Source organism: Streptomyces sp. NPDC058665, from assembly GCF_042714995.1.
Lineage (GTDB): Bacteria > Actinomycetota > Actinomycetes > Streptomycetales > Streptomycetaceae > Streptomyces.
Window position 1 is genome coordinate 224,646 of record NZ_JBHXRX010000001.1, and the last position, 22,800, is coordinate 247,445.

20 protein-coding genes are annotated in these 22,800 nt (G+C 71.1%); 13 read left to right on the forward strand and 7 right to left on the reverse strand.

Translation table 11 applies throughout. The features are described from left to right. Positions 1 to 4 precede the first annotated feature (4 nt). Complete coding sequence (gene rpsI, locus ACFWV8_RS01130) at positions 5 to 532, forward strand: 30S ribosomal protein S9 (RefSeq protein WP_384196809.1); 528 nt, start codon at positions 5 to 7, stop codon at positions 530 to 532. A gap of 219 nt (positions 533 to 751) precedes the next feature. Further along, entirely contained in the window at positions 752 to 2,119 is a 1,368-nt protein-coding gene (glmM, locus tag ACFWV8_RS01135; protein WP_384196811.1) for a phosphoglucosamine mutase, read from the forward strand. A gap of 18 nt (positions 2,120 to 2,137) precedes the next feature. Here glmM and ACFWV8_RS01140 read toward each other — a convergent pair whose 3' ends face one another. From ACFWV8_RS01140 to ACFWV8_RS01150, 3 genes are all read right to left on the reverse strand, one after another. Next, positions 2,138 to 3,094: a DUF389 domain-containing protein gene (locus ACFWV8_RS01140; protein ID WP_384196813.1), complete on the reverse strand. Its 957-nt coding sequence runs from the start codon at positions 3,092 to 3,094 to the stop codon at positions 2,138 to 2,140. Between the two features lie 27 nt (positions 3,095 to 3,121). After that, complete coding sequence (gene coaA, locus ACFWV8_RS01145; protein ID WP_384196815.1) at positions 3,122 to 4,129, reverse strand: type I pantothenate kinase; 1,008 nt, start codon at positions 4,127 to 4,129, stop codon at positions 3,122 to 3,124. 88 nt (positions 4,130 to 4,217) lie between these two features. After that, positions 4,218 to 6,095: a hypothetical protein gene (locus tag ACFWV8_RS01150; protein ID WP_384196912.1), complete on the reverse strand. Its 1,878-nt coding sequence runs from the start codon at positions 6,093 to 6,095 to the stop codon at positions 4,218 to 4,220. Positions 6,096 to 6,282: 187 nt separating this feature from the next. On the opposite strand from ACFWV8_RS01150, the gene glmS reads away from it, so the two are divergent. The 3 genes from glmS to ACFWV8_RS01165 all read left to right on the forward strand — a co-directional run bounded on the left by glmS (position 6,283) and on the right by ACFWV8_RS01165 (position 10,215). After that, positions 6,283 to 8,130 (forward strand): glutamine--fructose-6-phosphate transaminase (isomerizing), encoded by a 1,848-nt coding sequence (glmS, locus tag ACFWV8_RS01155; protein ID WP_384196817.1) that lies wholly within the window; start codon positions 6,283 to 6,285, stop codon positions 8,128 to 8,130. 29 nt (positions 8,131 to 8,159) lie between these two features. After that, positions 8,160 to 8,528: a holo-ACP synthase gene (locus ACFWV8_RS01160; RefSeq protein ID WP_329383078.1), complete on the forward strand. Its 369-nt coding sequence runs from the start codon at positions 8,160 to 8,162 to the stop codon at positions 8,526 to 8,528. 232 nt (positions 8,529 to 8,760) lie between these two features. Then, entirely contained in the window at positions 8,761 to 10,215 is a 1,455-nt protein-coding gene (locus ACFWV8_RS01165) for an NAD(P)H-hydrate dehydratase (RefSeq protein WP_384196819.1), read from the forward strand. Between the two features lie 29 nt (positions 10,216 to 10,244). Here ACFWV8_RS01165 and ACFWV8_RS01170 read toward each other — a convergent pair whose 3' ends face one another. Next, the gene (locus ACFWV8_RS01170; RefSeq protein WP_384196821.1) at positions 10,245 to 10,982 is read right to left on the reverse strand and encodes an SDR family oxidoreductase; all 738 of its coding nucleotides are present in this window, start codon (positions 10,980 to 10,982) and stop codon (positions 10,245 to 10,247) included. A gap of 93 nt (positions 10,983 to 11,075) precedes the next feature. On the opposite strand from ACFWV8_RS01170, the gene ACFWV8_RS01175 reads away from it, so the two are divergent. After that, complete coding sequence (locus ACFWV8_RS01175; RefSeq protein WP_384196822.1) at positions 11,076 to 11,939, forward strand: LysR family transcriptional regulator; 864 nt, start codon at positions 11,076 to 11,078, stop codon at positions 11,937 to 11,939. A 24-nt stretch (positions 11,940 to 11,963) separates the two neighbouring features. On the opposite strand, the gene ACFWV8_RS01180 is transcribed toward ACFWV8_RS01175, so the two are convergent. After that, complete coding sequence (locus ACFWV8_RS01180; protein ID WP_384196824.1) at positions 11,964 to 12,638, reverse strand: hypothetical protein; 675 nt, start codon at positions 12,636 to 12,638, stop codon at positions 11,964 to 11,966. A 178-nt stretch (positions 12,639 to 12,816) separates the two neighbouring features. Between ACFWV8_RS01180 and ACFWV8_RS01185 the strand changes: the two genes are divergently transcribed. The 3 genes from ACFWV8_RS01185 to ACFWV8_RS01195 all read left to right on the forward strand — a co-directional run bounded on the left by ACFWV8_RS01185 (position 12,817) and on the right by ACFWV8_RS01195 (position 17,291). Further along, complete coding sequence (locus ACFWV8_RS01185) at positions 12,817 to 14,034, forward strand: HupE/UreJ family protein (protein WP_384196825.1); 1,218 nt, start codon at positions 12,817 to 12,819, stop codon at positions 14,032 to 14,034. Positions 14,035 to 14,184: 150 nt separating this feature from the next. Beyond that, complete coding sequence (locus tag ACFWV8_RS01190; RefSeq protein WP_384196827.1) at positions 14,185 to 16,161, forward strand: fibronectin type III domain-containing protein; 1,977 nt, start codon at positions 14,185 to 14,187, stop codon at positions 16,159 to 16,161. Positions 16,162 to 16,235: 74 nt separating this feature from the next. Beyond that, positions 16,236 to 17,291, forward strand: coding sequence for a WxL protein peptidoglycan domain-containing protein (locus tag ACFWV8_RS01195; RefSeq protein WP_384196829.1), 1,056 nt, complete (start codon positions 16,236 to 16,238; stop codon positions 17,289 to 17,291). Positions 17,292 to 17,304: 13 nt separating this feature from the next. On the opposite strand, the gene ACFWV8_RS01200 is transcribed toward ACFWV8_RS01195, so the two are convergent. Next, on the reverse strand, positions 17,305 to 18,615 hold the full coding sequence (locus tag ACFWV8_RS01200; RefSeq protein WP_384196831.1) for an XRE family transcriptional regulator: 1,311 nt from the start codon (positions 18,613 to 18,615) through the stop codon (positions 17,305 to 17,307). A 205-nt stretch (positions 18,616 to 18,820) separates the two neighbouring features. On the opposite strand from ACFWV8_RS01200, the gene ACFWV8_RS01205 reads away from it, so the two are divergent. The 4 genes from ACFWV8_RS01205 to ACFWV8_RS01220 all read left to right on the forward strand — a co-directional run bounded on the left by ACFWV8_RS01205 (position 18,821) and on the right by ACFWV8_RS01220 (position 21,746). After that, positions 18,821 to 19,054 (forward strand): putative ATP-grasp-modified RiPP, encoded by a 234-nt coding sequence (locus ACFWV8_RS01205; RefSeq protein ID WP_384196914.1) that lies wholly within the window; start codon positions 18,821 to 18,823, stop codon positions 19,052 to 19,054. 3 nt (positions 19,055 to 19,057) lie between these two features. Continuing rightward, complete coding sequence (tgmB, locus tag ACFWV8_RS01210; protein WP_384196833.1) at positions 19,058 to 20,038, forward strand: ATP-grasp ribosomal peptide maturase; 981 nt, start codon at positions 19,058 to 19,060, stop codon at positions 20,036 to 20,038. Further along, complete coding sequence (gene tgmC / locus ACFWV8_RS01215; protein WP_384196834.1) at positions 20,035 to 21,252, forward strand: ATP-grasp peptide maturase system methyltransferase; 1,218 nt, start codon at positions 20,035 to 20,037, stop codon at positions 21,250 to 21,252. Before tgmB ends, tgmC begins: the two co-directional genes overlap by 4 nt. Positions 21,253 to 21,587: 335 nt before the next feature. After that, entirely contained in the window at positions 21,588 to 21,746 is a 159-nt protein-coding gene (locus ACFWV8_RS01220; protein ID WP_384196836.1) for a hypothetical protein, read from the forward strand. A 129-nt stretch (positions 21,747 to 21,875) separates the two neighbouring features. On the opposite strand, the gene ACFWV8_RS01225 is transcribed toward ACFWV8_RS01220, so the two are convergent. Beyond that, positions 21,876 to 22,649 carry a glycosyltransferase family 2 protein gene (locus ACFWV8_RS01225; protein ID WP_384196838.1) on the reverse strand — a complete coding sequence of 258 codons (774 nt, stop codon included), beginning with the start codon at positions 22,647 to 22,649 and terminating at the stop codon, positions 21,876 to 21,878. Positions 22,650 to 22,800 lie beyond the last annotated feature (151 nt).

Consider the following 22,800-nt stretch of genomic DNA (forward strand, 5'->3'; position numbering starts at 1 on the left):
CATCGTGGCCGAGACCACCGCAGAGACCCCCGTCGACGCCCCCGAGGGCGAGGAGACGTTCGCCGAGGTGACGACCTTCGAGTCGGAGACCCCCGTCGAGGGTGAGTACACCTCCGAGTCGCTGGCTTCCCGCTTCGGCGACCCCCAGCCGGCTGCCGGCCTGGGCCGTCGCAAGAACGCCATCGCCCGCGTCCGGATCGTTCCGGGCACCGGCAAGTGGAAGATCAACGGGCGCACCCTTGAGGACTACTTCCCCAACAAGGTGCACCAGCAGGCTGTCAACGAGCCCTTCAAGGTGCTCGAACTCGACAACCGCTACGACGTGATCGCCCGTATCTCGGGCGGCGGCGTCTCCGGCCAGGCCGGCGCGCTGCGCCTCGGTGTGGCCCGCTCGCTGAACGAGGCGGACGTGGACAACAACCGCGCCCCGCTGAAGAAGGCCGGCTTCCTGAGCCGTGACGACCGCGCGGTCGAGCGCAAGAAGGCCGGTCTCAAGAAGGCCCGCAAGGCGCCGCAGTACAGCAAGCGCTAAACCGCTCGCTCGGCCTTACCGCGCCAGGAACCAGGGCACTTACGGCTTCACGGCGTATGTATGGCATATGTTCGCCCCGGCGGCACTCCGTGCTGCCGGGGCGTTCGTTTTCCGAGCTTCCCGATCCCCTGGATGATCCGCCGGGCAATCCCCGTGTTCTCCTTGGATCTTGGTGGAGCTCTTCGGGGCAATTTCTGAGCGTTTTTCGGAGGGACAGCTGTGGGACGACTCTTCGGCACGGACGGCGTGCGCGGTACTGCCAACGCGGATCTGACGGCGGAGCTGACGCTCGGCCTCTCGGTCGCGGCGGCACACGTACTCGCCGAGGCGGGCACGTTCGAGGGCCATCGGGCGACAGCGGTGGTGGGGCGCGATCCGCGTGCCTCTGGTGAGTTCCTGGAGGCCGCCGTGGTGGCGGGTCTCGCGAGCGCGGGCGTGGACGTCCTGCGCGTCGGTGTGCTGCCCACCCCCGCGGTGGCGTATCTCACCGGTGCGCTGGGCGCCGACCTCGGCGTGATGCTCTCCGCGAGCCACAACGCCATGCCGGACAACGGCATCAAGTTCTTCGCGCGCGGCGGTCACAAGCTGGCCGACGAGCTGGAGGACCGGATCGAGGCCGCGTATCTGGAGAACACCGTGCACCGCACGGGTGCCCCGTGGGCGCGGCCGACCGGCGCGGCCGTGGGCCGGGTCCGGGACTACGACGAGGGCTTCGACCAGTACGTCGCGCATCTCATCGGGGTGCTGCCGAACCGGCTCGACGGGCTCAAGATCGTCCTGGACGAGGCGCACGGAGCCGCGGCCCGTGTGTCGCCGGAGGCGTTCACGCGCGCCGGCGCCGAGATCGTCACGATCGGCGCGGAGCCTGACGGCCTGAACATCAACGACGGCTGCGGCTCCACCCATCTGGACCTGCTGAAGGCCGCGGTCGTCGAGCACGGCGCGGACCTCGGCATCGCGCACGACGGCGACGCGGACCGCTGCCTGGCCGTGGACGCGGCGGGCGAGGAGGTCGACGGCGACCAGATCCTCGCGGTGCTGGCCGTCGCGATGCGCGAGGCGGGGACGCTGCGCGAGAACGCGGTCGTGGGGACGGTGATGTCCAACCTCGGCTTCAAGATCGCGATGGAGCGTGAGGGCATCAGCCTCGTACAGACGGCGGTCGGCGACCGTTACGTGCTGGAGTCGATGAAGGAGCACGGTTACGCGCTCGGCGGCGAGCAGTCCGGGCATGTCATCGTCCTCGACCACGCGACGACCGGCGACGGCACGCTGACCGGCCTGATGCTGGCGGCGCGCGTGGCGAGCACGGGCCGTTCGCTGGCGGACCTGGCGGGCGTGATGCGGCGGCTGCCGCAGGTGCTGATCAATGTGCCGGACGTGGACAAGTCGCGCGTCACGACATCGGCGGAGCTGGCGGCGGCGGTGTCCGAGGCGGAGGAGCAGCTCGGGTCGACGGGCCGGGTGCTGCTGCGGCCTTCGGGCACGGAGCCGCTGGTACGGGTGATGGTGGAGGCGGCCGACATCGAACAGGCGCGCGCGGTGGCGGGGCGCCTGGCGGACGTGGTGAAGTCGGCGCTGGGGTAAGGGAGTCGGGGCGGGAGGTCAGTGGCTCTCGGGCACCGTCCCGGGCACCGGCTTCCCGCGTCCTCCGCCCCAGAGCGCCTTCTGGACCAGCAGGGTGAGCGTCCCGGCGGCGATGATGCCGCCGAGGTTGATCAGGAGCTGGCCGCTGGAGCCCCACACCTGGTTCAGATCGCCGTAGCCGAGGGCGACGGCGGCGTTCGCGGCCGCGGGGACCGTGGTCACCGAGATGGCGACGCCGACGAGCGCCCCGGACTTCGCCGAGGTCAGCGAGAGCATGCCGGCGATGCCCGCGAGCACCGCGACCACCAGGGAGAACAGGTCCGGGTTGAAGATGAAGGACGTGTTCGGGCGGTCCGCCTCCAGCATGGACTCGTGGAACAGGCCGAACGCGTTCATCAGCAGGCTGAAGCCGGTCGTCAGCACCATCGCGGCGGCGAACCCCGCGAGCAGCGCGGCCAGTGAGCGCAGGGCGAGCCGTGCGGAGCGCCGTACCACCGCCGTACAGAGCCCGGCGAGCGGCCCGAACTCGGGCCCCACGGCCATCGCCCCGACGATCAGGATCGCGTTGTCCAGCACCACACCGCAGGCGGCGATCATCGTCGCGAGGGTGAGGAAGGCGAGATACGTGACCGAGAGGGTGGACTCCTCGTGTGTCGCGTCCGCCAATTGCTCCCACAGCACGGCGTCGGCGCCCTCGCCCGGGGCGTCCTTCTCCGCCTGATCGGCGCGCCGGGACAGGGAGAGAGCGATGTTGTCGGCGGCGATCGAGCCCTTCTCGTCGAGTCCGAGCGCGTGCAGTTCGCCGATGAGCCCGTCGCCCGCCTCGCGCGCGACGTCGCACAGCACGAGATCGCCCGCCGGATCGCGGGCGGCGCCCGGGACGACCACCAGATGGGTGGCGCCGACGGTCCGCTCCAGGGTGCTCACGACGCGGTCGGTCAGGTCGGCGGGGACTATCAGGCGCAGATGCAGCACGGCGGCTCTCAGACACTCATACGGAGTTCAGAGTTTACGGAGGGACAGGCGCTGGACCTTGTGGTCGGCGCCCTTCCGGAGGACCAGGGTGGCACGGCTGCGGGTGGGTGCCACGTTCTCCAGGAGATTGAGCCGGTTGACGGTGCGCCAGGTGGTGCGCGCGTAGTCGAGAGCTTCTTCCTCAGAGACCTGGGTGTACTTGCGGAAGTACGAGGACGGGTTCTGGAAGGCCGTCTGGCGCAGTTCGCGGAACCGGTTCAGATACCAGGTCTCGATGTCCTCGGCGCGCGCGTCGACGTACACGCTGAAGTCGAAGAAGTCGGCCAGACCGACGCGGGTACGGCCGTCCTGGCCGGGGAGGGCCGGCTGGAGGACGTTCAGGCCCTCGACGATGAGGATGTCGGGGCGCCGTACGGTCAGTGTCTCGTCCGGCACGATGTCGTACTTGAGATGTGAGTAGACGGGCGCCGTCACCTCGTCCTTGCCGGCCTTGATGTCGGCGACGAAGCGGGTCAGGGCCCGGCGGTCGTACGACTCCGGGAAGCCCTTGCGTGACATCAGACCGCGTGCCTGGAGCTCCTTCATCGGCAGCAGGAACCCGTCGGTGGTCACGCGCTCCACGCGCGGGTGTTCGGGCCAGCGGGCGAGCAGCGCCTGGAGGAGCCGGGCGACGGTCGACTTGCCGACGGCCACGCTTCCGGCGACGCCTATGACGAAGGGGGTGCCGCGCTGGGCGCCGTGGCCGTTGCCGGCGTCCTGGAGGAAGGTGTTGAGCGCGCCCCGGAGTTGGCCGGTGGCCCGCACGTACAGGTTGAGCAGCCGCGAGAGCGGCAGATAGACGTCCCGTACCTCGTCCAGATCGATGACGTCCCCGAGCCCGCGCAGCCGCTCGACCTCCTCGGCGGTGAGCGGCAGCGGGGTCTTGTCGCGCAGCGCGCTCCACTCGGCGCGGCTGAGGTCGACGAAGGGGGTCGGCCCGTGCTCGGCGCGCCGCTGGGCGCTCCGTGGGTGTGCTGACGAAGACGGTGTGATCACGTCGCCATTGTCGGGGGTGGGGGGTGGTTGTGGGGGGTGGGGTGGATCACGTGGCGTCAGATCCCCCTGGCCCGGGGCGGCCCGGGGCTCAGTCCTTCGCGATCCGCCCGCGCCGCCGCCACGCGCCCGTCAGCTGGCCCGCGATGTAGCACGTCGCGATCGTCGACAGGGATGCGCGCAGCCAGCCGATGTCCGGGTCCCACCAGGCGTACGCCGTCACCGGGGTGAACAGCACCAGCGCGGTGACGCGCAGGGCCCACCAGCGACGGCGGCGGGGGAGTGGCGGGCGGCCCGCGGGGTCGCCGGAGAGGGTGTCCAGGATCCCTGCCAGGAAGCCGCGGCGGGCCAGGATCTGGGCGTCGGGGAGGGTGGTGAGGATCTCGTCGCGGGTGCCGAAGCCCGGGGGGACCGGGGGGAGTCCGAGCGCCGCGACCAGGGCCGACTGGCGGCGGGCCGGGGCGTCCGAGCCGCGCAGGAGGTTGGTGAGCGGGCGGGTGTCGGTGACGCCGTACGCCTCCGCCAGCGCGTCCGCCGTGGCGGTGACGGCCGCGTGGTCGGGGACCGGCGCCGCCGGGTCCCAGTTGTGGTCGGCGAGCTTCTTGCCCCGCCGGAGGAGGGTGAAGCCGTAGCGGTCGCCCGTCCGGCGCAGGATCAGCGCCGGCCACGGTTCGCCCGTGGTGATGTTGTCGGCCGCGGCCGTGAGCCGGTCCTCGCCGAGGAGCGTGGCGCGCACGCCGGGCTCGGAGTCGGCGGCGAGCTCGACGTACGAGGATCTTCCCGGCGCCGGGGCTATCCGCAGCGGGACACCGCACATCAGCGCCGCGTCCACGACGGCGTGCGGCGGGGCCGCGACCAGCGCCAGACAGTACGGGGCGGAAGGGGCGGGCAAGGCGGAAGCGGCGGGCTTCGACTCGTACGGCTTCGGGCGGGAGAAGAACGGCATCCGCGCCGCGACATGCATCCGTACGCCCGCCCGGAAGTCCAGGAACTCCCCCCGCGCGTCCCCGAGATACGCCCACGGGTACTCCGTCGCGTGCACCCCCACCGCCCGGAACTGCTCCAGGGCCTCCCCGTGCCGGTCCGCCAGGATCAGCATCAGCGCCAGGTGGTTGCGGACCCCGGCCACCTCCGGGTCGCCGTGCGGGTACGCGTCCGACAGCTCCTGCGCCCGCTTCAGCGCCGCGTGGATCCGGGACCGTTCGATCGGGCCGCCGCCCTCCGACGGGGCGCCGTCGGACACCACGTCGTACTCGACGGCCGCCAGCAGCGGCAGCGCGTGCAGTTTCGAGCCCGGCAGGGCCTCCCGCGCCGCGCGCTCCGCGAAGTCGAACATCTCCTCGTGCGAGCCGTACCACTTGTCGCACAGGTACTGGAGCGCCGAGAGATGGCAGCCGTAATGGTGCGGCGCGCGGGCGGTCGCCTCCGCCCAGTACGCGTCGAAGACCTCGCGCGGCGCCTGGCTGCCGCGCGCGTGGGTGAGTGCGATCTGCCACGGCACGGGGTCGGTGGGGTTCAGCTCGGTCGCCGCGTCGATCACCGGGACCGCGTCGTCGAGCAGCGCGAAGAACGCCCGGAACTGGTCGGGCGAGACATCGCTCGCCCTGGCCCCCGTCCGTATCTCCCACGCCTGCTGGACGCGGTGCTCCGCCTTCACCAGCAGGGCGTCCGGATCCCGCGGCGACCCGGCGAGCCACGCGTCCAGCCAGCCGGGGCTGTGCAGCGCGCTCTCGGCCAGCCGGGGCACGTATCCGCCGCGCCGTTCCCACTCGGCGCCGAGCCGGGTGGCCGCGAGGAGGTCCCTGGCCGGCACATGGTCACCCGCGTACGCGGCGGTGAGCGCGGTGCGCAGCTCCGGCGTCGGCGGGTCGATGACGACGGACGCGTCGGGGGGCAGATACGCGCCGACGGCCGCGCCGTGGCGGAGCATCCGCGGCAGGGTGATCAAGGTGCGCAGCGTCGCGGTCATCGTCACGGTCATCCATTGAAGGCGCTGGGAGGTGGCCGCCACCAGAGGCTTTCGGTGACAAACCCGTATCGCATGGAGTAGTGGGGCAGGACGGTCGCCCCAGGTCGGGGGCGGTCGGCCGACCTTCGCGGATGTCGGGGGCGAGCGTTCCCGGGACCTCGCGGTCCCCCGCCGTAGGCTGCCGCTCATGTGTGGAATCGTAGGATATGTCGGTGGACAGTCAGCGCTCGACGTAGTCGTCGCCGGTCTCAAGCGGCTCGAATACCGGGGGTACGACTCGGCCGGGGTCGCGGTCGTCGCCGACGGCCAGGTGGCCGCGGCGAAGCGGGCGGGCAAGCTCGTCAATCTGGAGAAGGCGCTGGTGGAGAGGCCGTTGCCGAGTGGCCCCACCGGTATCGGCCACACCCGGTGGGCCACCCACGGCGGCCCGACCGACGCCAACGCCCATCCGCACATCGACAACGCGGGCCGCGTCGCCGTCGTGCACAACGGGATCATCGAGAACTTCGCCGCCCTGCGCACCGAGCTGAGCGACCGCGGGCACGACCTGGCCTCCGAGACCGACACCGAGGTCGTGGCGCATCTGCTCGCCGAGGCGTTCTCGGCCTGCGGCGAGCTGGCCGAGTCGATGCGGCAGGTGTGCGGGCGGCTGGAGGGCGCGTTCACGCTGGTCGCCGTGCACGCGGACGAGCCGGACGTCGTCGTGGGCGCGCGCCGCAACTCGCCGCTCGTGGTGGGCGTGGGCGACGGCGAGGCCTTCCTCGCCTCCGACGTCGCCGCCTTCATCGCCCATACGCGCTCCGCGATCGAGCTGGGCCAGGACCAGGTGGTGGAGCTGCGCCGGGACGGCGTACGGGTGACCGACTTCGACGGCGCGCACGCCGAGGTGCGCGAGTACCACATCGACTGGGACGCGTCGGCCGCCGAGAAGGGCGGCTACGACTACTTCATGCTCAAGGAGATCGCCGAGCAGCCGAAGGCCGTCGCGGACACCCTCCTCGGCCGTATCAACGCCGAGGGCTCGCTGACGCTGGACGAGGTACGGATCCCGCCGCGCGTGCTGCGCGCGGCCGACAAGGTCGTCATCGTCGCGTGCGGGACCGCCTTCCACGCCGGTCTGATCGCCAAGTACGCCATCGAGCACTGGACCCGTATCCCCTGCGAGGTGGAGCTGGCGAGCGAGTTCCGCTACCGGGACCCGATCCTGAACACCCGTACGCTCGTCGTCGCGATCTCCCAGTCCGGCGAGACGATGGACACGCTGATGGCGCTGCGGCACGCGCGCGACCAGGGCGCCACGGTCCTGGCCATCTGCAACACCAACGGCTCGACCATCCCGCGGGAGTCGGACGCCGTCCTCTACACGCACGCGGGCCCCGAGGTCGCGGTCGCCTCGACGAAGGCGTTCCTGACGCAGCTCGTGGCCTGCTATCTGGTCGCGCTGTATCTGGGGCAACTGCGCGGCACGAAGTACGGTGACGAGATCCGGGCCGTCATCCGCGAACTGTCGCGAATCTCCCACGAGGTCGAGCGGGTGCTGGCGACGATGGAGCCCGTACGGGAGCTGGCACGCTCCCTGGCCGACAAGCGCACGGTGCTCTTCCTCGGGAGGCACGTCGGCCACCCGGTGGCGCTGGAGGGCGCGCTGAAGCTGAAGGAACTGGCCTACATGCACGCCGAGGGCTTCGCCGCCGGTGAGCTGAAGCACGGTCCGATCGCGCTGATCGAGGAGGACCTGCCGGTGGTGGTCGTCGTACCGTCGCCGCGCGGCCGTTCGGTGCTGCACGACAAGATCGTGTCCAACATCCAGGAGATCCGGGCGCGGGGGGCGCGGACGATCGTGATCGCGGAGGAGGGGGACGAGGCGGTGGTGCCGTACGCGGACCATCTCATCCGTATCCCGGTCACGCCGACGCTCCTTCAGCCGCTGGTCTCGACGGTGCCGTTGCAGGTCTTCGCCTGCGAACTGGCGACCGCCCGCGGCAACGAGGTGGACCAGCCGAGAAACTTGGCGAAGTCCGTGACGGTGGAGTGAGCCACCGTGGAGTGAGAGGCAGGACCGCAGTGATCATCGGGGTGGGGATCGACGTGGCGGAGATCGAACGGTTCGCGGCGTCGCTGGAGCGTACGCCGGCCATGGCCGAACGGCTCTTCTCGGAACGGGAGTTGCTGCTGCCCAGCGGGGAACGGCGCGGGATCGCCTCCCTGGCCGCGCGCTTCGCGGCCAAGGAGGCGCTGGCCAAGGCGCTGGGCGCGCCGGCCGGGCTGCACTGGACGGACGCCGAGGTGTACGTGGAGGAGAGCGGGCAGCCACGGCTGCGGGTACGGGGCACGGTGGCGGCGCGCGCGGCGGAACTGGGCGTACGGAACTGGCATGTGTCGCTCAGCCATGACGCGGGGGTCGCGTCGGCGGTGGTGATCGCCGAGGGGTGACACCTCCCGCCGGCGGAGGGGTGGGCCAGGGCGTGTTTTGAAACTAGCGTCGTCCGCCCGCAAGGGCGGGGTTCACGGCGTCTGGTGCGTGCGCTCGCAAGACGGAGGATCGCTCACGTACTGGACGTACTTGAGCGACTCCGACAACACCGCGAGCGCGCGTGCCAGGCGTCGTGAGCCAGACGGGGGTTTCAAAACACGCCCTGGTGCCGGGTGCGGCAGACTCGGTGCCATGCGTATCGCCTACAGCGTGGAGACCGTACGGACCGCCGAACGGGAGCTGATGGACCGGCTCCCCGACGGCGTACTCATGCAGCGGGCCGCGGCCGGGCTGGCCGCCGCCTGCGTGGATCTGCTGCGGCGGCGGGGCCGGGTGTACGGGGCGCGGGTCGTCCTGCTCGTCGGCAGCGGCGACAACGGAGGCGACGCGCTGTACGCGGGGGCCCGTCTCGCGCGGCGCGGGGCCGGGGTGGCGGCGGTGCTGCTGAACCCCGGACGGGCGCACGCCGGGGGGCTCGCGGCGCTGGTGGGCTCGGGCGGCCGAGTCCTCGACAGTTCGTCCGACCCGTTCGACGTACTGGCCGCCGCCGATCTCGTCGTGGACGGCATCACCGGTATCGGCGGGCGCGGCGGGCTGCGGCCGGACGCGGTGCCGGTGGCGCGGGCCGCGCGCGGCTCCGGCGCGGTGGTGGTGGCCGTCGACCTGCCGAGCGGGGTCGAGGCGGGGAGCGGCGAGGTGGTGGGGGAGGCGCTGCGGGCGGACGCGACGGTGACGTTCGGCACGTACAAGCCGGGCCATCTGATCGACCCGGCGCGGGAGTACGTGGGCGCGGTGCGGCTCGTGGACATCGGGCTCGGTGCGGTGCTGCCGTCGGTGCCGGAGCTGGAGGCGCTCCAACACGCGGACGTGGCACGGCTGTTGCCGGTGCCGACCGGGGAGAGCGACAAGTACCGGCGGGGGGTCGTGGGTGTCGTCGCAGGCTCGGCGCGCTATCCGGGGGCGGCGGTGCTGGCGGTGGCGGGCGCGCTGCACGGGGGCGCGGGCGCGGTGCGGTACGTGGGGCCCGCCGGGGACGCGGTGATCGCCCGCTTCCCCGAGACCCTGGTCCACGCGGGGCCGCCGGCGAAGGCGGGCCGCGTCCAGGCGTGGGTGGTCGGGCCCGGCCTCGGCGACGAGCCGGGCGTACGGGACGCCGTGGCCTCCGACGTACCGGTCCTGATCGACGCGGACGGCCTGCGCGGGCTGGACGCCGGTGCCGTACGGGCGCGTACGGCACCGACGCTGCTCACCCCGCACGCCGGTGAGGCGGCGGCGCTGCTGGGAGTGCCCCGCGAGGAGGTGGAAGCGGGCCGGCTCGCGGCGGTGCGGGAACTGACGGCGCGCTACGGCGCGACCGTACTGCTCAAGGGCTCGACGACCCTGGTCGCTTCCCCGGCCACCGCGGACCCGGTCCGCGTCAACCCGACGGGCACGCCGTGGCTGGCCACGGCGGGCAGCGGCGACGTGCTCTCGGGGCTGACGGGCTCGCTGCTGGCGGCGGGCCTCACGGCGCGGGACGCGGGGTCGGTGGGGGCGTACCTCCACGGCCTGGCGGCGCGGGCGGCGGCGCAGGGGGCACCGGTGAGCGCGGAGGACGTGGGGGCGGCGTTGCGGGGGGCGTGGCGGGATGTGTCGCGGGAGGCGTGACCTGCCCGCGCCCCCTCATAGGGACCGGATCACCAGGGGACGAGGCCGGCGTCCTCGAAGAACGAACCGGTCGGGCCGCCGTCGGGCAGCGTGGCGAGACGGATCGCCGTGGCCGCGCCCTGCTCGGGTGTACGGGGCGCCTGGAAGCCGGTGAAGTCGGTCGCGACCAGGCCAGGACAGGCGGCGTTGATGAGGATGTTCGTGCCGGCGAACTGCCGGGCGTAGTGCACGGTGACGGCGTTGAGGAACGTCTTCGTCGGTGAGTAGGCCGCCATGACGGGCCCGATCTCGATGTCAGGGTCCGCCTGCCGGGTCAGGGAGCCGACGGAACTGGAGACGTTGACGATGCGCGGCGCCGCCGAGCGCCTGAGCAGCGGCAGCATCGCGTTGGTCACCCGGATGACACCGATGACGTTGGTCTCCACGACCGTGCGGACCACGTCGAGGTCGAGCGTGGTCGGGTCCTGCTCCCACCCCGGGCCCATCGGACCGGAGATGCCGGCGTTGTTGACCAGGACGTCCAGCCGCCCGGCCTGCCGTTCGACCAGTGCCGCGGCGTCGGTGACACTGCGGTCGCCGGTCACCTCCAGCGGTACGCCGAAGGCGTCCGCCCCAGCCGCGCGCAGCTTCTCGACGGCGGCCTCGCGCCGGGCCTCGTCGCGTGCTCCCACCCCGACCCGGTACCCGAGGGCGCCGAGCCCGGTCGCGATCTCGTAGCCGATTCCCTTGTTCGCGCCGGTCACCAGCGCGATCTTCGTTTCGCTCATGACGTAGATGCTGGCTCGCGGGGGAGCCGTGCGGCCAACACCGATACGGTGCTCTGTCATACCCGGCGGGTATCACCGAGTTACGCTGGGGCGATGGACACCTTGGAGACCCGCGAGCTGAGGTACTTCCTGGCCGTCGCGGAGGAACTGCACTTCGGCCGCGCCGCCGAGCGCCTCGGGATGGCCCAGCCACCGCTGTCCCGGGCGATCCAGCAGCTGGAGCGGCGCCTCGGTGTCTCCCTGCTGGAGCGCGACCGCCGCGGTGTCTCCCTGACCGGCGCCGGAGAGGTCCTGCTGCACGAGGGCCGCGCGGCGCTCGACGCGACCACCGCCGCCGCTCGCCGCGCCCGTCGCGCCGGCGGCGCCGACGGTCCGGGCGGCCCCCGCAACCGCCTGGTGCTGGCTGTGAAGGCCGCCGCCTCTCACGAACTGCTCCAGAAGCTCCTCGCCGCCTACGCGGCCGAGCCCGATGCCGCCACCATCGAGGTGCTGCCGAGCGGCATGTGCGAGCAGGAGGAGATGCTGCGCGACGGCCGCGCCGATGCGGCGTTCATGCACGCGCCGTTCGACTCACTCGCCGGTTTCGACAGCGAGGCACTGATGTCCGAGGGGCAGATCGCCGTCCTGCCGGCCGGGCACCCTCTCGCCGCGCGCGAGACGCTGACCATGGCCGACGTCAGCGACCTTCCCGGTCTTCCGCACGCCCGCTGGCCCCGCCACGGCACGTACGCCCCTGGTCCAGGACCGGAGATCCACGACCAGACGCAGCTGGCCCAACTGATCGCCCTCGGGCGGACCATGGCCGTCTTCCCCGACTCCGCCCGCGCCTGGCTGTGGGCCGAGCACGCCGCTGTACCCCTGACCGACGCGCCGCCCGTCACCACACATATCGCCTGGCCGGCGCACAGTCGCTCGCTCGCGCTCGCGGGGCTGGTGCGTACGGCCACCCGACTCTGACCGCGTACGCCCCGCGGCGCCGTACTAGACCTTGTCGAGCCAGATCACGATCCCCGTCAGGTCGTTGAGCACAGCCGCGACGCCCGCCCTGACGGCCGCCGCGCAGCGCTCGGCCGTGAACGAGGCGGGGTCGTACGCCGATGACGCGCCCAGCCCTTCGCCGCGGAACGACGCGCCCGTCCAGTCGACCGCCGTGACGTTGCCGGTGGGCTCGGCCAGCTCCGCCCCCACGACGAGGAACTGCTGCGACAGATGGTTGGGGGTGACCGTCGCGAGGGGGTCGATGAGGTCGTTGCCCGCGCTGATGACGAGGTCCGGGTGCAGCTCCATCGCTTCGGTGATGCTCGGTATGAGGTCGTGCGGGTTGTCCGCGACGACCGTTCTGAGGTCGACGTCCTCCTTCTCGCCCCACTCCCGGACCGCCGTCACGAGGGCCTTGGCCGGACGGTCGTCACCCGTGGTGAGGAGCACCACGCGGTAGTCCTGCGGGGGATGGACCCCGTCCCAGGACCCGGGCCGGGGTGTCGCGGTCGCCTCGGGGGCGAGTGAGGCGGCGGCGGGGCCGGTGAATCCCTCGCCGAGAGTGCCGACGGGGGTGGGCTCGGGGCGCGGTTGGGACCAGTCGTCGCCGGAGCTGCATCCGGTGACCAGCGCGGCTGTCGCGGCCAGCGCGGCGACGGCCCGAAGCGGGGGGCGCAAGGCGATCTTCCTCCGAGAGAGATGGCGGACGGTTCGCCTACATCCTGCTATCCCGTCTTCTGACTCCTTCATCAGCAGGTGTCGTCATCGCGCTTGTTTTTCCGGTCTTCGCCGACCGGCCGGTCCGTGTTCATCCATGACGTCCACCGTGCACTGGCAACCTGAAGGAGCCAGTCACATGTCAAGACACCTCCGCCGCGCCCTCGTCGGGGTCACCGCCGCGGTGATCGCTCTCCTGAGCCTCGGCCCGTCGGCGCAGGCCCACGGATTCACCTCCACCGTCTACACCGACGTCACGTCGGGCGAAGAGGGTCATATACGCACCGAACTGAAGCTTGAGTACGACCTGTTCGTCGTGTCCGCCGCCGACACCGAGGGGGACGACCCCCTCTTCCGTACGGGCAACGCGGCGTTCGAGGACGGTGACACCGGTGCTCAGGCAGCCGCGCTCAACACCCATGCGGAGTCGGCCGTCTCGTATGTCACCAAGCGCTTCTCGGTCACCTCGGGCGGCGGCGCCTGCACGCCGACCCGGGTCGGCGACTTCACGATGGGCCGGCAGGAGGGCGTGCCGTACGCCGAACTGCGGCTGGACTGGGACTGTCCCGGGGAGGGCGACGACCGCGGGATACGCAGCGAGTTGTTCCCCGACGCCGAGACCTATGTCACCGGCACCAAGACGATCGTCACGTACGAGATCGGCGGCCGGTCGGGCAGCGCCGCGCTCGACGCCGCTCATCCCTCGTTCTCCCTGGGGCAGGCGTGGTACGAGCGGTTCTGGGAGTTCTTCCGGCTGGGCGCCGAGCATCTGCTGGGCGGGATCGATCACATCCTCTTCCTGCTGGCGCTGATCGCCGGGTCCCGGCGGCTGCGCGAGATCGTGCTCGCCGCGACCAGCTTCACCCTCGCGCACTCGGTGACGTTCATGCTCGCCGCGCTCGGTCTGGTCGATGTGCCGTCGAGTGTCGTGGAGCCCGTGATCGCGCTGTCGATCGCGGTGGTGGCCGGCTGGTACCTCTGGCGGATCGGGCGGCGCGGAGATCACGCCGGCGAACTCGACCTGGCTCGTGCCGCGGAAGGCGGTCGCCTCGGTCTTGACCGCGCGGGCCGGCTCCGGCTCGCCGTCGTGTTCTGCTTCGGCCTCGTGCACGGCCTGGGCTTCGCTGGCGCGCTGGGCATCGACGAGGCGTTCTCGTGGACGCTGCTGTGGTCGCTCCTGGTGTTCAACGTCGGTATCGAGGTTGTGCAGTTGGCGATCATCGCCCTCGTCTTCCCGCTGCTGGCGGTGCTGCGGCGCCGGGCGCCGAGGACGGGCCTCTGGGCGACCGGTGTGATCTCCGCGGGTGTGTGCGTGATGGGGCTGGTGTGGTTCACACAACGGCTGTTCGGGCTGTGACTCGCATGGTGACTCGCACGGTGATGGGGGCCCTGAGAGGTCCAGAAGTTCAACTGACCCGCTAGCCGCGGTCGTCCAAGGTTCACCAACGGCGAGGAAGTTGTGGATGCCCAATACATCCACCCATGTGGGTAAAAGGAACGTAAACTAATGATACTCAGACCTTCCTCGCGGGCCCCCCGGCCCGCGCGACGCCGTGTGGCCACCGGGGCCGCCGCGGCATTCCTGGGCCTGGCCGTCGCTCTCGGCGGCGGCATGACGACCCCCGCCGGTGCGGCCGAGCCCGCGACGCTCACCGGCATCATCCTCGGCGTCGGCGCCAACGAGTCGCAGCGCACGGTGACTTGGTACTCCTCCGCCGACACAGCGCAGAAGCTCCAGGTCGCCCCGACCGCGGAGCTCGCCGACGGCGAGTTCCCGGCCGGCGCCGCCACCTTCGACGCCATCGGCGCGGTGAACATCGCCACGAGCGGCGGCTATAACCGCCACGCCACGATCACCGGCCTCAAGGAGCACACCCAGTACTCCTACCGCGTCGGCACCGAGGGCAACTGGTCCAAGGCGTACGCCTTCAAGACGCAGGACTTCGAGGGCGAGTACGACTTCCTGTTCTACGGCGACCCGCAGATCGGCTCGTCCGGCGACCTCGCCAAGGACCAGGCCGGCTGGCAGGACACCGTGGACGTGTCGCTCGCGGCCAACCCGGACGCCGAACTCCTGGTGTCGGGCGGTGACCAGGTCGAGACCGCGAACAACGAGTCCCAGTGGAACTCCTTCCTGGCCCCCGACAAGCTGCGCCAGTACCCCTGGGCCGCCACCATCGGCAACCACGACGTCGGTGGCAAGGCGTACGAGCAGCACTTCTCCACCCCGAACACGGACCGCTCGGCCCCGCTGTACTCCAACGGCAACCCGGCGTCCAACACCTCGGGCGGTGACTACTGGTACATCTACAAGGATGTGCTGTTCATCGACCTCAACAGCAACAGCTACGCCACCTCCCAGGGCGGCGGCGGCGACGCGGCGCACCTCGCGTACGTCACCGACATCATCAACAAGCACGGCGCCGAGGCCAAGTGGAAGGTGCTCACGTACCACCACGCGATCTACTCGCCCGCCTCCCACGCCAAGGACGGCGACAACAAGGTCCGCCGTACGGACTTCCCGACCGCGTTCTCCAAGCTCGGCGTCGACCTGGTGCTCCAGGGACACGACCACAGCTATTCGCGCAGCTACCTGATCAAGAACGGCGAGAAGGCGGACCCGGCCGAGCAGCCCGGTGCCTCCGACGTGTACGCCGGTCCCGGCGGTGTCCTGTACGTGACGGGCAACTCCGCCTCGGGCTCGAAGTACTACGACATCACCAAGCCGGACAGCAGCGGCACGAGCGGCGCCGGTAACGGCCCGGACCCGCTGAACCCGGACAGCTACTGGTACAACTCGGTCCAGAACCAGGAGCACGTCCGCACCTACGTCAAGGTCCAGGTGCGCAACGACAAGCTCGTCGTCGAGAACGTCCGCAGCGGCACCTGTGCCGCTCCGAACGCCGCCGTCGAGAAGGGCAGTTGGTGCAACAACACCGCTGAGGGCCAGCCGGTCGGCTCCCTCGTCGACAAGGTGACGGTGCACCCGTACCACGGTGACGGCCAGGACCTCCAGGTCGACGTACCCAACGTCGCGCCCGGCGAGTTCGGCTGGACCATCGACGGCTACAACGGCCTGGTGGACCTCGGCACCGCCAAGGAGACCGGCGGCACCCACTTCGAGGCTGCGGGCAGGATCAACTCGATCGCCGTCTCGGACAGCCGCCGTTCGCTCGCCCCCTGGTCGATCTCGGCCAACGTGAGTGACTTCAAGGACGCCGACAAGACGTTCTCCGGCTCCTACCTCGGCTGGACGCCGCGCGTGCTCGTGAACGGCGCGGGGTCGAAGGCGGGCGTCAAGGTCGCCTCCCGCTACGACGACCAGGGCGAGGGTCTCTCCGTCTCGCGCGGCCTCGGCTCCGCCGACCAGGGCCACGCACGGGGTACGGCCAAGCTCGGCGCCGACCTGGGTCTGAAGATCCCGGACAGCGTCGCGAAGGGCGGCTACCGCGCCACTCTCACGATCACCGCTCTGAGCAGCTGATCCGACCCGCTCCACTGGCGGGGCAGGCGCCTTCGGGCGGTCTGCCCCGCCTCCCGTTCCAGAGGAAACCCACCATGCTCACGCCCGCAACGCGCCGGAAGCCCGGCCCCCTCCTCCTGCTCATCGCGCTCCTGGCCCTCGCGACGGCCGGCCTGTGCGCCGGGCCCGCCCGCGCCGCCGACGGCGACGTCACCTGGACGGTCAGGACGGCCGCGAACGGGTACGGCGACGACCGCTCCAGCTACAGCTACACCGTCAACCCCGGCGGCGAGATCAAGGACGCCATGGTCGTCGCCAACCGCAGCGAGTCCCCGCTCGAACTCACCGTGTACGCCGCCGACGGCTTCACCACCGGCACCGGCCAACTCGACCTGCTCACCGGCGACAAGAAGTCCGTCGGCGTCGGCGCCTGGGCACACGCCGCCCGCGACAGCGTCGTGATCAAGCCCGGCAAGTCCGCCGAAGTCCCCTTCACGGTGCGCGTCCCGGCCAACGCCACGCCCGGCGACTACGTGGGCGGCGTCCTCACCTCCCTGAAGCAGGCCGACGACGCCGAGGGCATCAACGTCGACCGGCGCCTGGGCATCCGGGTCAAGCTCCGGGTCAGCGGCGAGCTCAAGCCGAAGCTCTCGATCGAGAACCTGGACGTGGACTACGCGGGCTCGCTCAACCCGTTCGCCAAGGGCGACGCCACGGTCACGTACACGATCCACAACACGGGCAACGCCCTGCTCTCGGCCCGCCAATCGGTCTCGCTCTCGGGCCCGTTCGGCCGGCTGCGCACAAAGGCGGGCGACATCGCGGCACCACCGGAACTGCTGCCGGGCGAGAGCTGGAAGGTGAAGGTCCCCGTCCACGGAGTGACCCCCGGGTTCACCCTGTCCGCGACAGCGACGCTCACTCCCCTGCTCACGGACGCGTCGGGCACCACCACGTCGCTCAAGCCGACCGGGTCCACGGCCCACGGCTGGGCCGTCCCCTGGGCACTGCTGCTGCTGATCGTCCTCCTGACCGCCGCGACGATCGCCACGCTCCTCCTCCGCCGCCGCACCCGGACCCGCCGCAAGGCCCGCGAGGACGCCCGCGTCCAGGACGCGGTGGAGCAGGCACTGCGCGAGAGATCGGAGTGACCCGGGCCCCGGTTCACCTCGCCATGGCGACATCGTGACGGAGTAGCCCGACTCCTTGCTCGGAGCCGTACGCCGAGAATCTGCCGGACAGGTCGCGGATCTGCTGGACACAGCGCGACGCACCGATCTGTCGCGCGAGGCCGAGGGAACGGCGAGCCAGCTCGGCAGCCTGTTGGACCTCGCCACCGGCCAGCAGGCTTTCCGCTTCGTACGCGAGGAAGACCGCTTTTGTCTTGTCTCGCGTGCCGGGCAGGAGACTGACGCCCTGGGTGATCTGATCACGCGCACGGCGCGGCTTGCCAAGATCGATCAGGCATCTGCCGGTGTCCACCGCCAGGTCGGCGGGGCTCATCCAGGCGCACCACCTGGGGACTTCCTCGGTGGTCGAGCCCAGTAGCCGCTCGGCCGTGGCGAGTTCGCGGTAGCACTCCCGGGCTTCGCCGAGCATCGCGTGCGCTCGGGCTTTGCGCAGCGACAGCAGGGAGCGGGCCGTGGGGTTCGTGGTGCGCGAGAGCGCGTGGCCGAGGCAGTCGACGGCGGCGGCCGGCCGGCCGAGCCAGATGCTCTGGTAGGCGATGTCGGAGAGCGCGCCCGCGCCCATGTCGGTGTTTCCGGCCTCATGGGCGGAGTGCACGGCAGCGTGCCAGTAACGAGTGGCCGCGGCGTGGTGCTCGTGATCGAACCGGTGCCAGGCGACGGTCCCCGCGAGTGAGGAGGCCAGGGTGTGCAGGCGCTTGCCCAGGGCGCGGTTGTAGCTGCTGTGCTCCAGCAGGTCGACGACGGTTTCGAGGTGCCCGTCCAGAAGGGGACTTGTGTGCTGCCGGTGTGCCGTGGACATGCCGGTGAGACCGTGGGCCGATTCCTCCAGCCAGCCGACGAACGCGGGGTCCACCGGGCGTCCGGTGGTCACGCCGCCGGCCGGTGCCGGTTCTGTCGTGGCCCACTGGAGGGCGAGCGAGCCGAGAGCGGCCGGAGCGAGGGCCAGGAAGGTGCGGCGGTCGGCTGCCATCCGTACGGCCTTTCTCAGAACGGCGACGGTCAGCCCGGCGCCGAGGGGAGCGGGGGTCTCGTGGCCGGGCAGCCAGTGAGGCCAGCCCAGAGCCGTCGCCTGTGCGTAGGGGATGTCGAAGACGTCCGACAGGAGCAGCTGGGAGAACTCGTCGGGGGCCACGCGCTTCTCCCAGAGGGACACGCGCTGACGGGACGTGCCGGCCCGCAGCCCGCGGCGGCCGGCGGCTCTTCTCATCTGCTGGGCGAGGTCGGACTGGGACCAGCCCCGCATCCGTCGCGCGTAGGCCAGAGGATGCCGGATGAGTTCGTCCACGTCTCTCATGAAAGCAGTCGGATGCCCCTGCCGCCGGTCGATCCGGCGGAGGGGGATGACAGGGGGATGACGCCCGAACGATGGCGCGACGAGGCCTGTCGCTCTGTAATCGAGTTGCCGCCGGACGCGTCCGGTCGGCTCCTGCTGGCACAAGACGAGGAAGGGGCGACGCATGGCGATGCGCGCACTCCAGGCTCCGTGGGCGATGCGACTGGTCACCGACCGGCTTCCGGCCGGCCTGCCGTCGTACGCGACGGTGACGCTCGACCCGGTCACGCAGACCGCCCGCTACACCGACACCCTCGGCCGGCCCGTCGAGATGGGAAAGCACGGCACCTCGAAGACGACCGGTACCGCGTCGATGTCCGGGGGCGGTGACGGGAAGCTCCCGGTGTCGCAGACGCAGGACGACAACACCACCGACTACGAGTCGGACTGACCGATGGCCCACACCGTCCTGGTCCTCACCGCGCTCGAAGACATCACCGCGGACCGGGTCGTCGGCGCGCTGAACGAGCGTGAGGTGGCTGTGGCGCGCGTCGATCCCGCCGACATCGGGCCTGCACTGACCTTCGGGTTCCGCATCGGTGGGGAGGACTCGGCCTGGGGCGGCCGACTGCGTACGGCGACCAGGGAGGTGGAGCTGGGTGAGGTGGCGGCGGTGTACTACCGCCGCCCCACCCCGTACGTCGCCCGGTTCGAGCAACTGCCGCAGCAGCAGCGCGAGTTCGCCGTGGCCGAGGCGAGACACGGGCTCGGTGGCGTCCTGAACCAGCTGCGCCGTGCGACGTATGTCAACCACCCGTCAGCGGTGGCCCGCGCCGACTTCAAGCCCGTACAGCTCCAGCGGTTCGCCGAGCTCGGCCTGGCGATCCCGCCGACCCTTGTCACCAACGACGTCGAGGCGGCACGGAAGTTCGCGGCCGACCACGAGCACGTCATCTGCAAAACGTTCCGTGGCCTGCCTCCTGACGGGGACGGGCGCGCCGGGGCGATCTGGGCCCAGCGAATCCGTCCGGAGACCTTCGACCACACACTCGCGGTGACCGCACAGCTTTTCCAGGCCGAGATCCCCAAGACCACGGACGTGCGGGTGACCGTGGTCGGCCGAAAGGTGTTCGCTCAGCAAGTCGCGGCACCGGACGGCGCCCTGGACTGGCGCAGGGGCGACTGGGACGAGTTGGTTCATGCCCCGATCGGCGTCCCGCCCCGGATCGAGGCCGCCCTGCACAGCTATCTGGCGTCGTTCGGCCTGCGCTTCGGCTGCTTCGACTTCGCCCTGACCGGGGACGGGGACGACCCGGCACACTGGACCGCGATCGAGTGCAATCCGAACGGCCAGTGGGGCTGGCTCCCGGACGCGCCGGCCATCACGGCCGCGTTCGCCGACATCCTGAGCACGGAAGGAGGCGGCAGGCCATGACCACGCTCGCCGATCTGGAGAAGGACGCCCAACGGCTGCGGGAGGCGATGGCGAAGGACCTTGCCCAGAACGGCGTCCTCGCCGATCCGGGCTGGCGGCAGGCCGTGGAGACGGTGCCCAGGCATCGGTTCGTGCCTGGCTTCCATCTGCCGGTCGGCGAACGGGACGGGCCTGGGCTGACGGTGTGGGAGCCGGTCACCGCCGCACTCGACCAGGGCCGCTGGCTGGCCGCCGCGTACTCTGACACCACGCTCATCACGCAGTTCGACGGGGACGAACCCGACTGGACGCGGCCCGCCGTACGCCACGGCGGCGCACCGACCTCCTCTTCCACGCTGCCCTCCCTGGTCGTACGAATGTGGGCGGATGCCGAGATCGCCGAGGGGCACACGGTGCTGGAGATCGGCACCGGGACCGGCTACTCGACCGCGCTCGCCTGCGAACGGCTCGGCTCCGGCGGCATCACGAGCATCGAGGTGGACCCCCACCGGCTGGAGACGGCCGCGAGCGCGCTGTACGGGTGCGGTTACACCCCGACCCTGGCCGTGGCCGACGGACTGTACGGCTACTGGCCGGAGGCGAAGTTCGACCGGATCGTCGCCGCCTGCTCCTTCCGCGCCGTGCCTCCGGCACTGATCGCGCAGACCCGGCCGGGCGGGAAGATCCTGCTCACCTTGTCGGGCTGGCTCTACGGGTACGCCCGCGTCCTGCTCACCGTCGCCGCGGACGGCACCGCCGAGGGGCATCTGCTGGATGGCACCGTGTCCTTCATGCCGGCCCGCACCCACGCGGCGCCCGCATTCGGCAATCCCGCCCACTGGGCCGCGGGACTCCCCGCGAAGCCCCGCATCGCGCGGCACGGCCCCGAACGGCTCAACGCAGCCACCCAGGAGGCGTTCCACCTGCGGTTCCTCGCTCAATGCGCCGTGCCCGACGCCCAGATGACCACCGTCGGCGAGGTCGTGCACCTGGTCGACGTCGTCACCGGCTCCGCCGCCACCCTCACCCCGGACGACGGCGCGTGGCAGGTGCGCGAGGCCGGCGCGGTGAAGCTGTGGGAGCGCGTCGAGCGTGTCCTGGACGCCTACGACGCGGCCGGCAGACCGGAGCCGGAGACGTTCGAGCTGCACATCCACCGCGACGGGCAGCACCTGCGGCACCCGCGGATGCCCGACTTGCGACTAAGGGGTCTCTACGACGGTGATGTGTCGTAGTTGGCGGTGGAGGCGGGCGGCAAGCATGCCGGGGTGCTGGGGTTGGTTGTAGGGGGTGAGTGCGTCGTGTTCTCGGGCGTGCCAGCCGCACTGCATCTGTTCCACGCAGGTGCGTTGGCGGGCGAGGTGCATGGAGTCGTAGCGGACGCGGCCGGGTCCGGTGGGACCGACGTGTGGCTGCGCGCCGTGAACTGCCCCGCCACCCACCACCGACGGGGAGGCGTGTCGATGCCGTCCGCCACCCCGTACGTCGCCGGCCGCAGCACCGATGTGGGCCCTCTGGATCCGCATGCAGGAGCCTCGCCGGAGAACTCGTCCGGGGGCAGGTCTCCTTCATGCTCCAGCCCGGGGACTACCTCATCGTGAATCAGCGCCGCTTCCTGCACGGTCGGGAGGCGCTCCACAGCGGTCAGGAGACCGTCCCGGTCTCCGACAGGCGGCTGCTTCTCCAGTTGTTCCTACGAGCGAGGGCCGGCGACGGCTCTGCCGCGTAGCCGGCCGACGGCACACCGGGTGACCTACTACCAAGTCCCGCCCCCGAGCACGCGGCACGGCCACGGGGCGGGACTCGGTCGGGCACCCCCGGAAACGGTTGCGCACACGGCTCCACGGGCCCGTGCGCGTTAGATGCGCGAGTTGCGCAGCGACTGCCATACAGCCCCTGTCAGTGCCCGCGTCGCCCGTGGGACCGACAGATGCTCGTGCTCGCGGTACAGAGCCCAGTTGTATTGCACGAGCGACAGCTTGTTGGAGGACAGCGATCCCGCCTGGTGAGCCCGGTACACCGCAAGCGGTTCAACCAGGCCCCGGGCGTCAGCGCCGTCTCGCATGATCGACAACCAGAGGGCGTAGTCCTGGCGCTTGCGCATCTCGGGCATCAGCTTTGTGCCCAGGGCATTGCGGTCGTACATGGCCGTCAAGGCGCCGATGTAGTCGCGGCGCAGCATCGCGCGGTAGTCCACGTGCTCCCGCGCACGGATTACCCGCCCGTTCGGAATCCAGTCGGTGCTCTCGCCGTCGTAGTCGGCGTCCATCTTGAAGTACGAGGTGAACGTCAACGGCGCAGTGGCCTCTGAGGCGAAGGCGAGTTGCTTCTCGGTCTTCTCCGGAAGCCACATGTCGTCGGAGTCGAGGAACGCGATGTAGTCCCCGCGGGCCCGCTCGATCGCGAGGTTGCGGGCCCGGCCCGCACCTCCCTGTTCGGGTGCCGACTCCGGCAGGACGCGCTCGTCCTGCTCGGCGAACTCGCGGAGCAGGTCCATGGAGCCATCGGAGGACTGGTCGTCGGTGACCAGGAGCTCCAGGTCGCTGTGAGTCTGCGTGAGTACCGATCGGACGGCTGCGCCGAGGGTGGGTGCCGAGTTGTACACGGGCATCACGACAGACACCAGGGGCACAGCGTTACTCCTTGCCAGACCAGGAACGACGGTCCATTCAAGCACCGCAATCGAGTAGGACCTGCCATGCGATCGCTGTCGCTGGTCAGGGCTACGTAGGGCTTCCGCCGGCGGCCCGCCGTCGTACGCGACGGTGACGCTCGCGGATGCC

What these genes read in the sequence shown, in the direction of transcription:
- ACFWV8_RS01150 (WP_384196912.1), bottom strand. Translation starts at nt 6,095, where the DNA reads ATGACCGCGACGCTGCGCACCTTGATCACCCTGCCGCGGATGCTCCGC.
- glmS (WP_384196817.1), top strand. Translation starts at nt 6,283, where the DNA reads ATGTGTGGAATCGTAGGATATGTCGGTGGACAGTCAGCGCTCGACGTA.
- ACFWV8_RS01165 (WP_384196819.1), top strand. Translation starts at nt 8,761, where the DNA reads ATGCGTATCGCCTACAGCGTGGAGACCGTACGGACCGCCGAACGGGAG.
- ACFWV8_RS01170 (WP_384196821.1), bottom strand. Translation starts at nt 10,982, where the DNA reads ATGAGCGAAACGAAGATCGCGCTGGTGACCGGCGCGAACAAGGGAATC.
- ACFWV8_RS01175 (WP_384196822.1), top strand. Translation starts at nt 11,076, where the DNA reads ATGGACACCTTGGAGACCCGCGAGCTGAGGTACTTCCTGGCCGTCGCG.
- ACFWV8_RS01185 (WP_384196825.1), top strand. Translation starts at nt 12,817, where the DNA reads ATGTCAAGACACCTCCGCCGCGCCCTCGTCGGGGTCACCGCCGCGGTG.
- ACFWV8_RS01190 (WP_384196827.1), top strand. Translation starts at nt 14,185, where the DNA reads ATGATACTCAGACCTTCCTCGCGGGCCCCCCGGCCCGCGCGACGCCGT.
- ACFWV8_RS01195 (WP_384196829.1), top strand. Translation starts at nt 16,236, where the DNA reads ATGCTCACGCCCGCAACGCGCCGGAAGCCCGGCCCCCTCCTCCTGCTC.
- ACFWV8_RS01205 (WP_384196914.1), top strand. Translation starts at nt 18,821, where the DNA reads ATGCGACTGGTCACCGACCGGCTTCCGGCCGGCCTGCCGTCGTACGCG.
- tgmB (WP_384196833.1), top strand. Translation starts at nt 19,058, where the DNA reads ATGGCCCACACCGTCCTGGTCCTCACCGCGCTCGAAGACATCACCGCG.
- tgmC (WP_384196834.1), top strand. Translation starts at nt 20,035, where the DNA reads ATGACCACGCTCGCCGATCTGGAGAAGGACGCCCAACGGCTGCGGGAG.
- ACFWV8_RS01220 (WP_384196836.1), top strand. Translation starts at nt 21,588, where the DNA reads ATGCTCCAGCCCGGGGACTACCTCATCGTGAATCAGCGCCGCTTCCTG.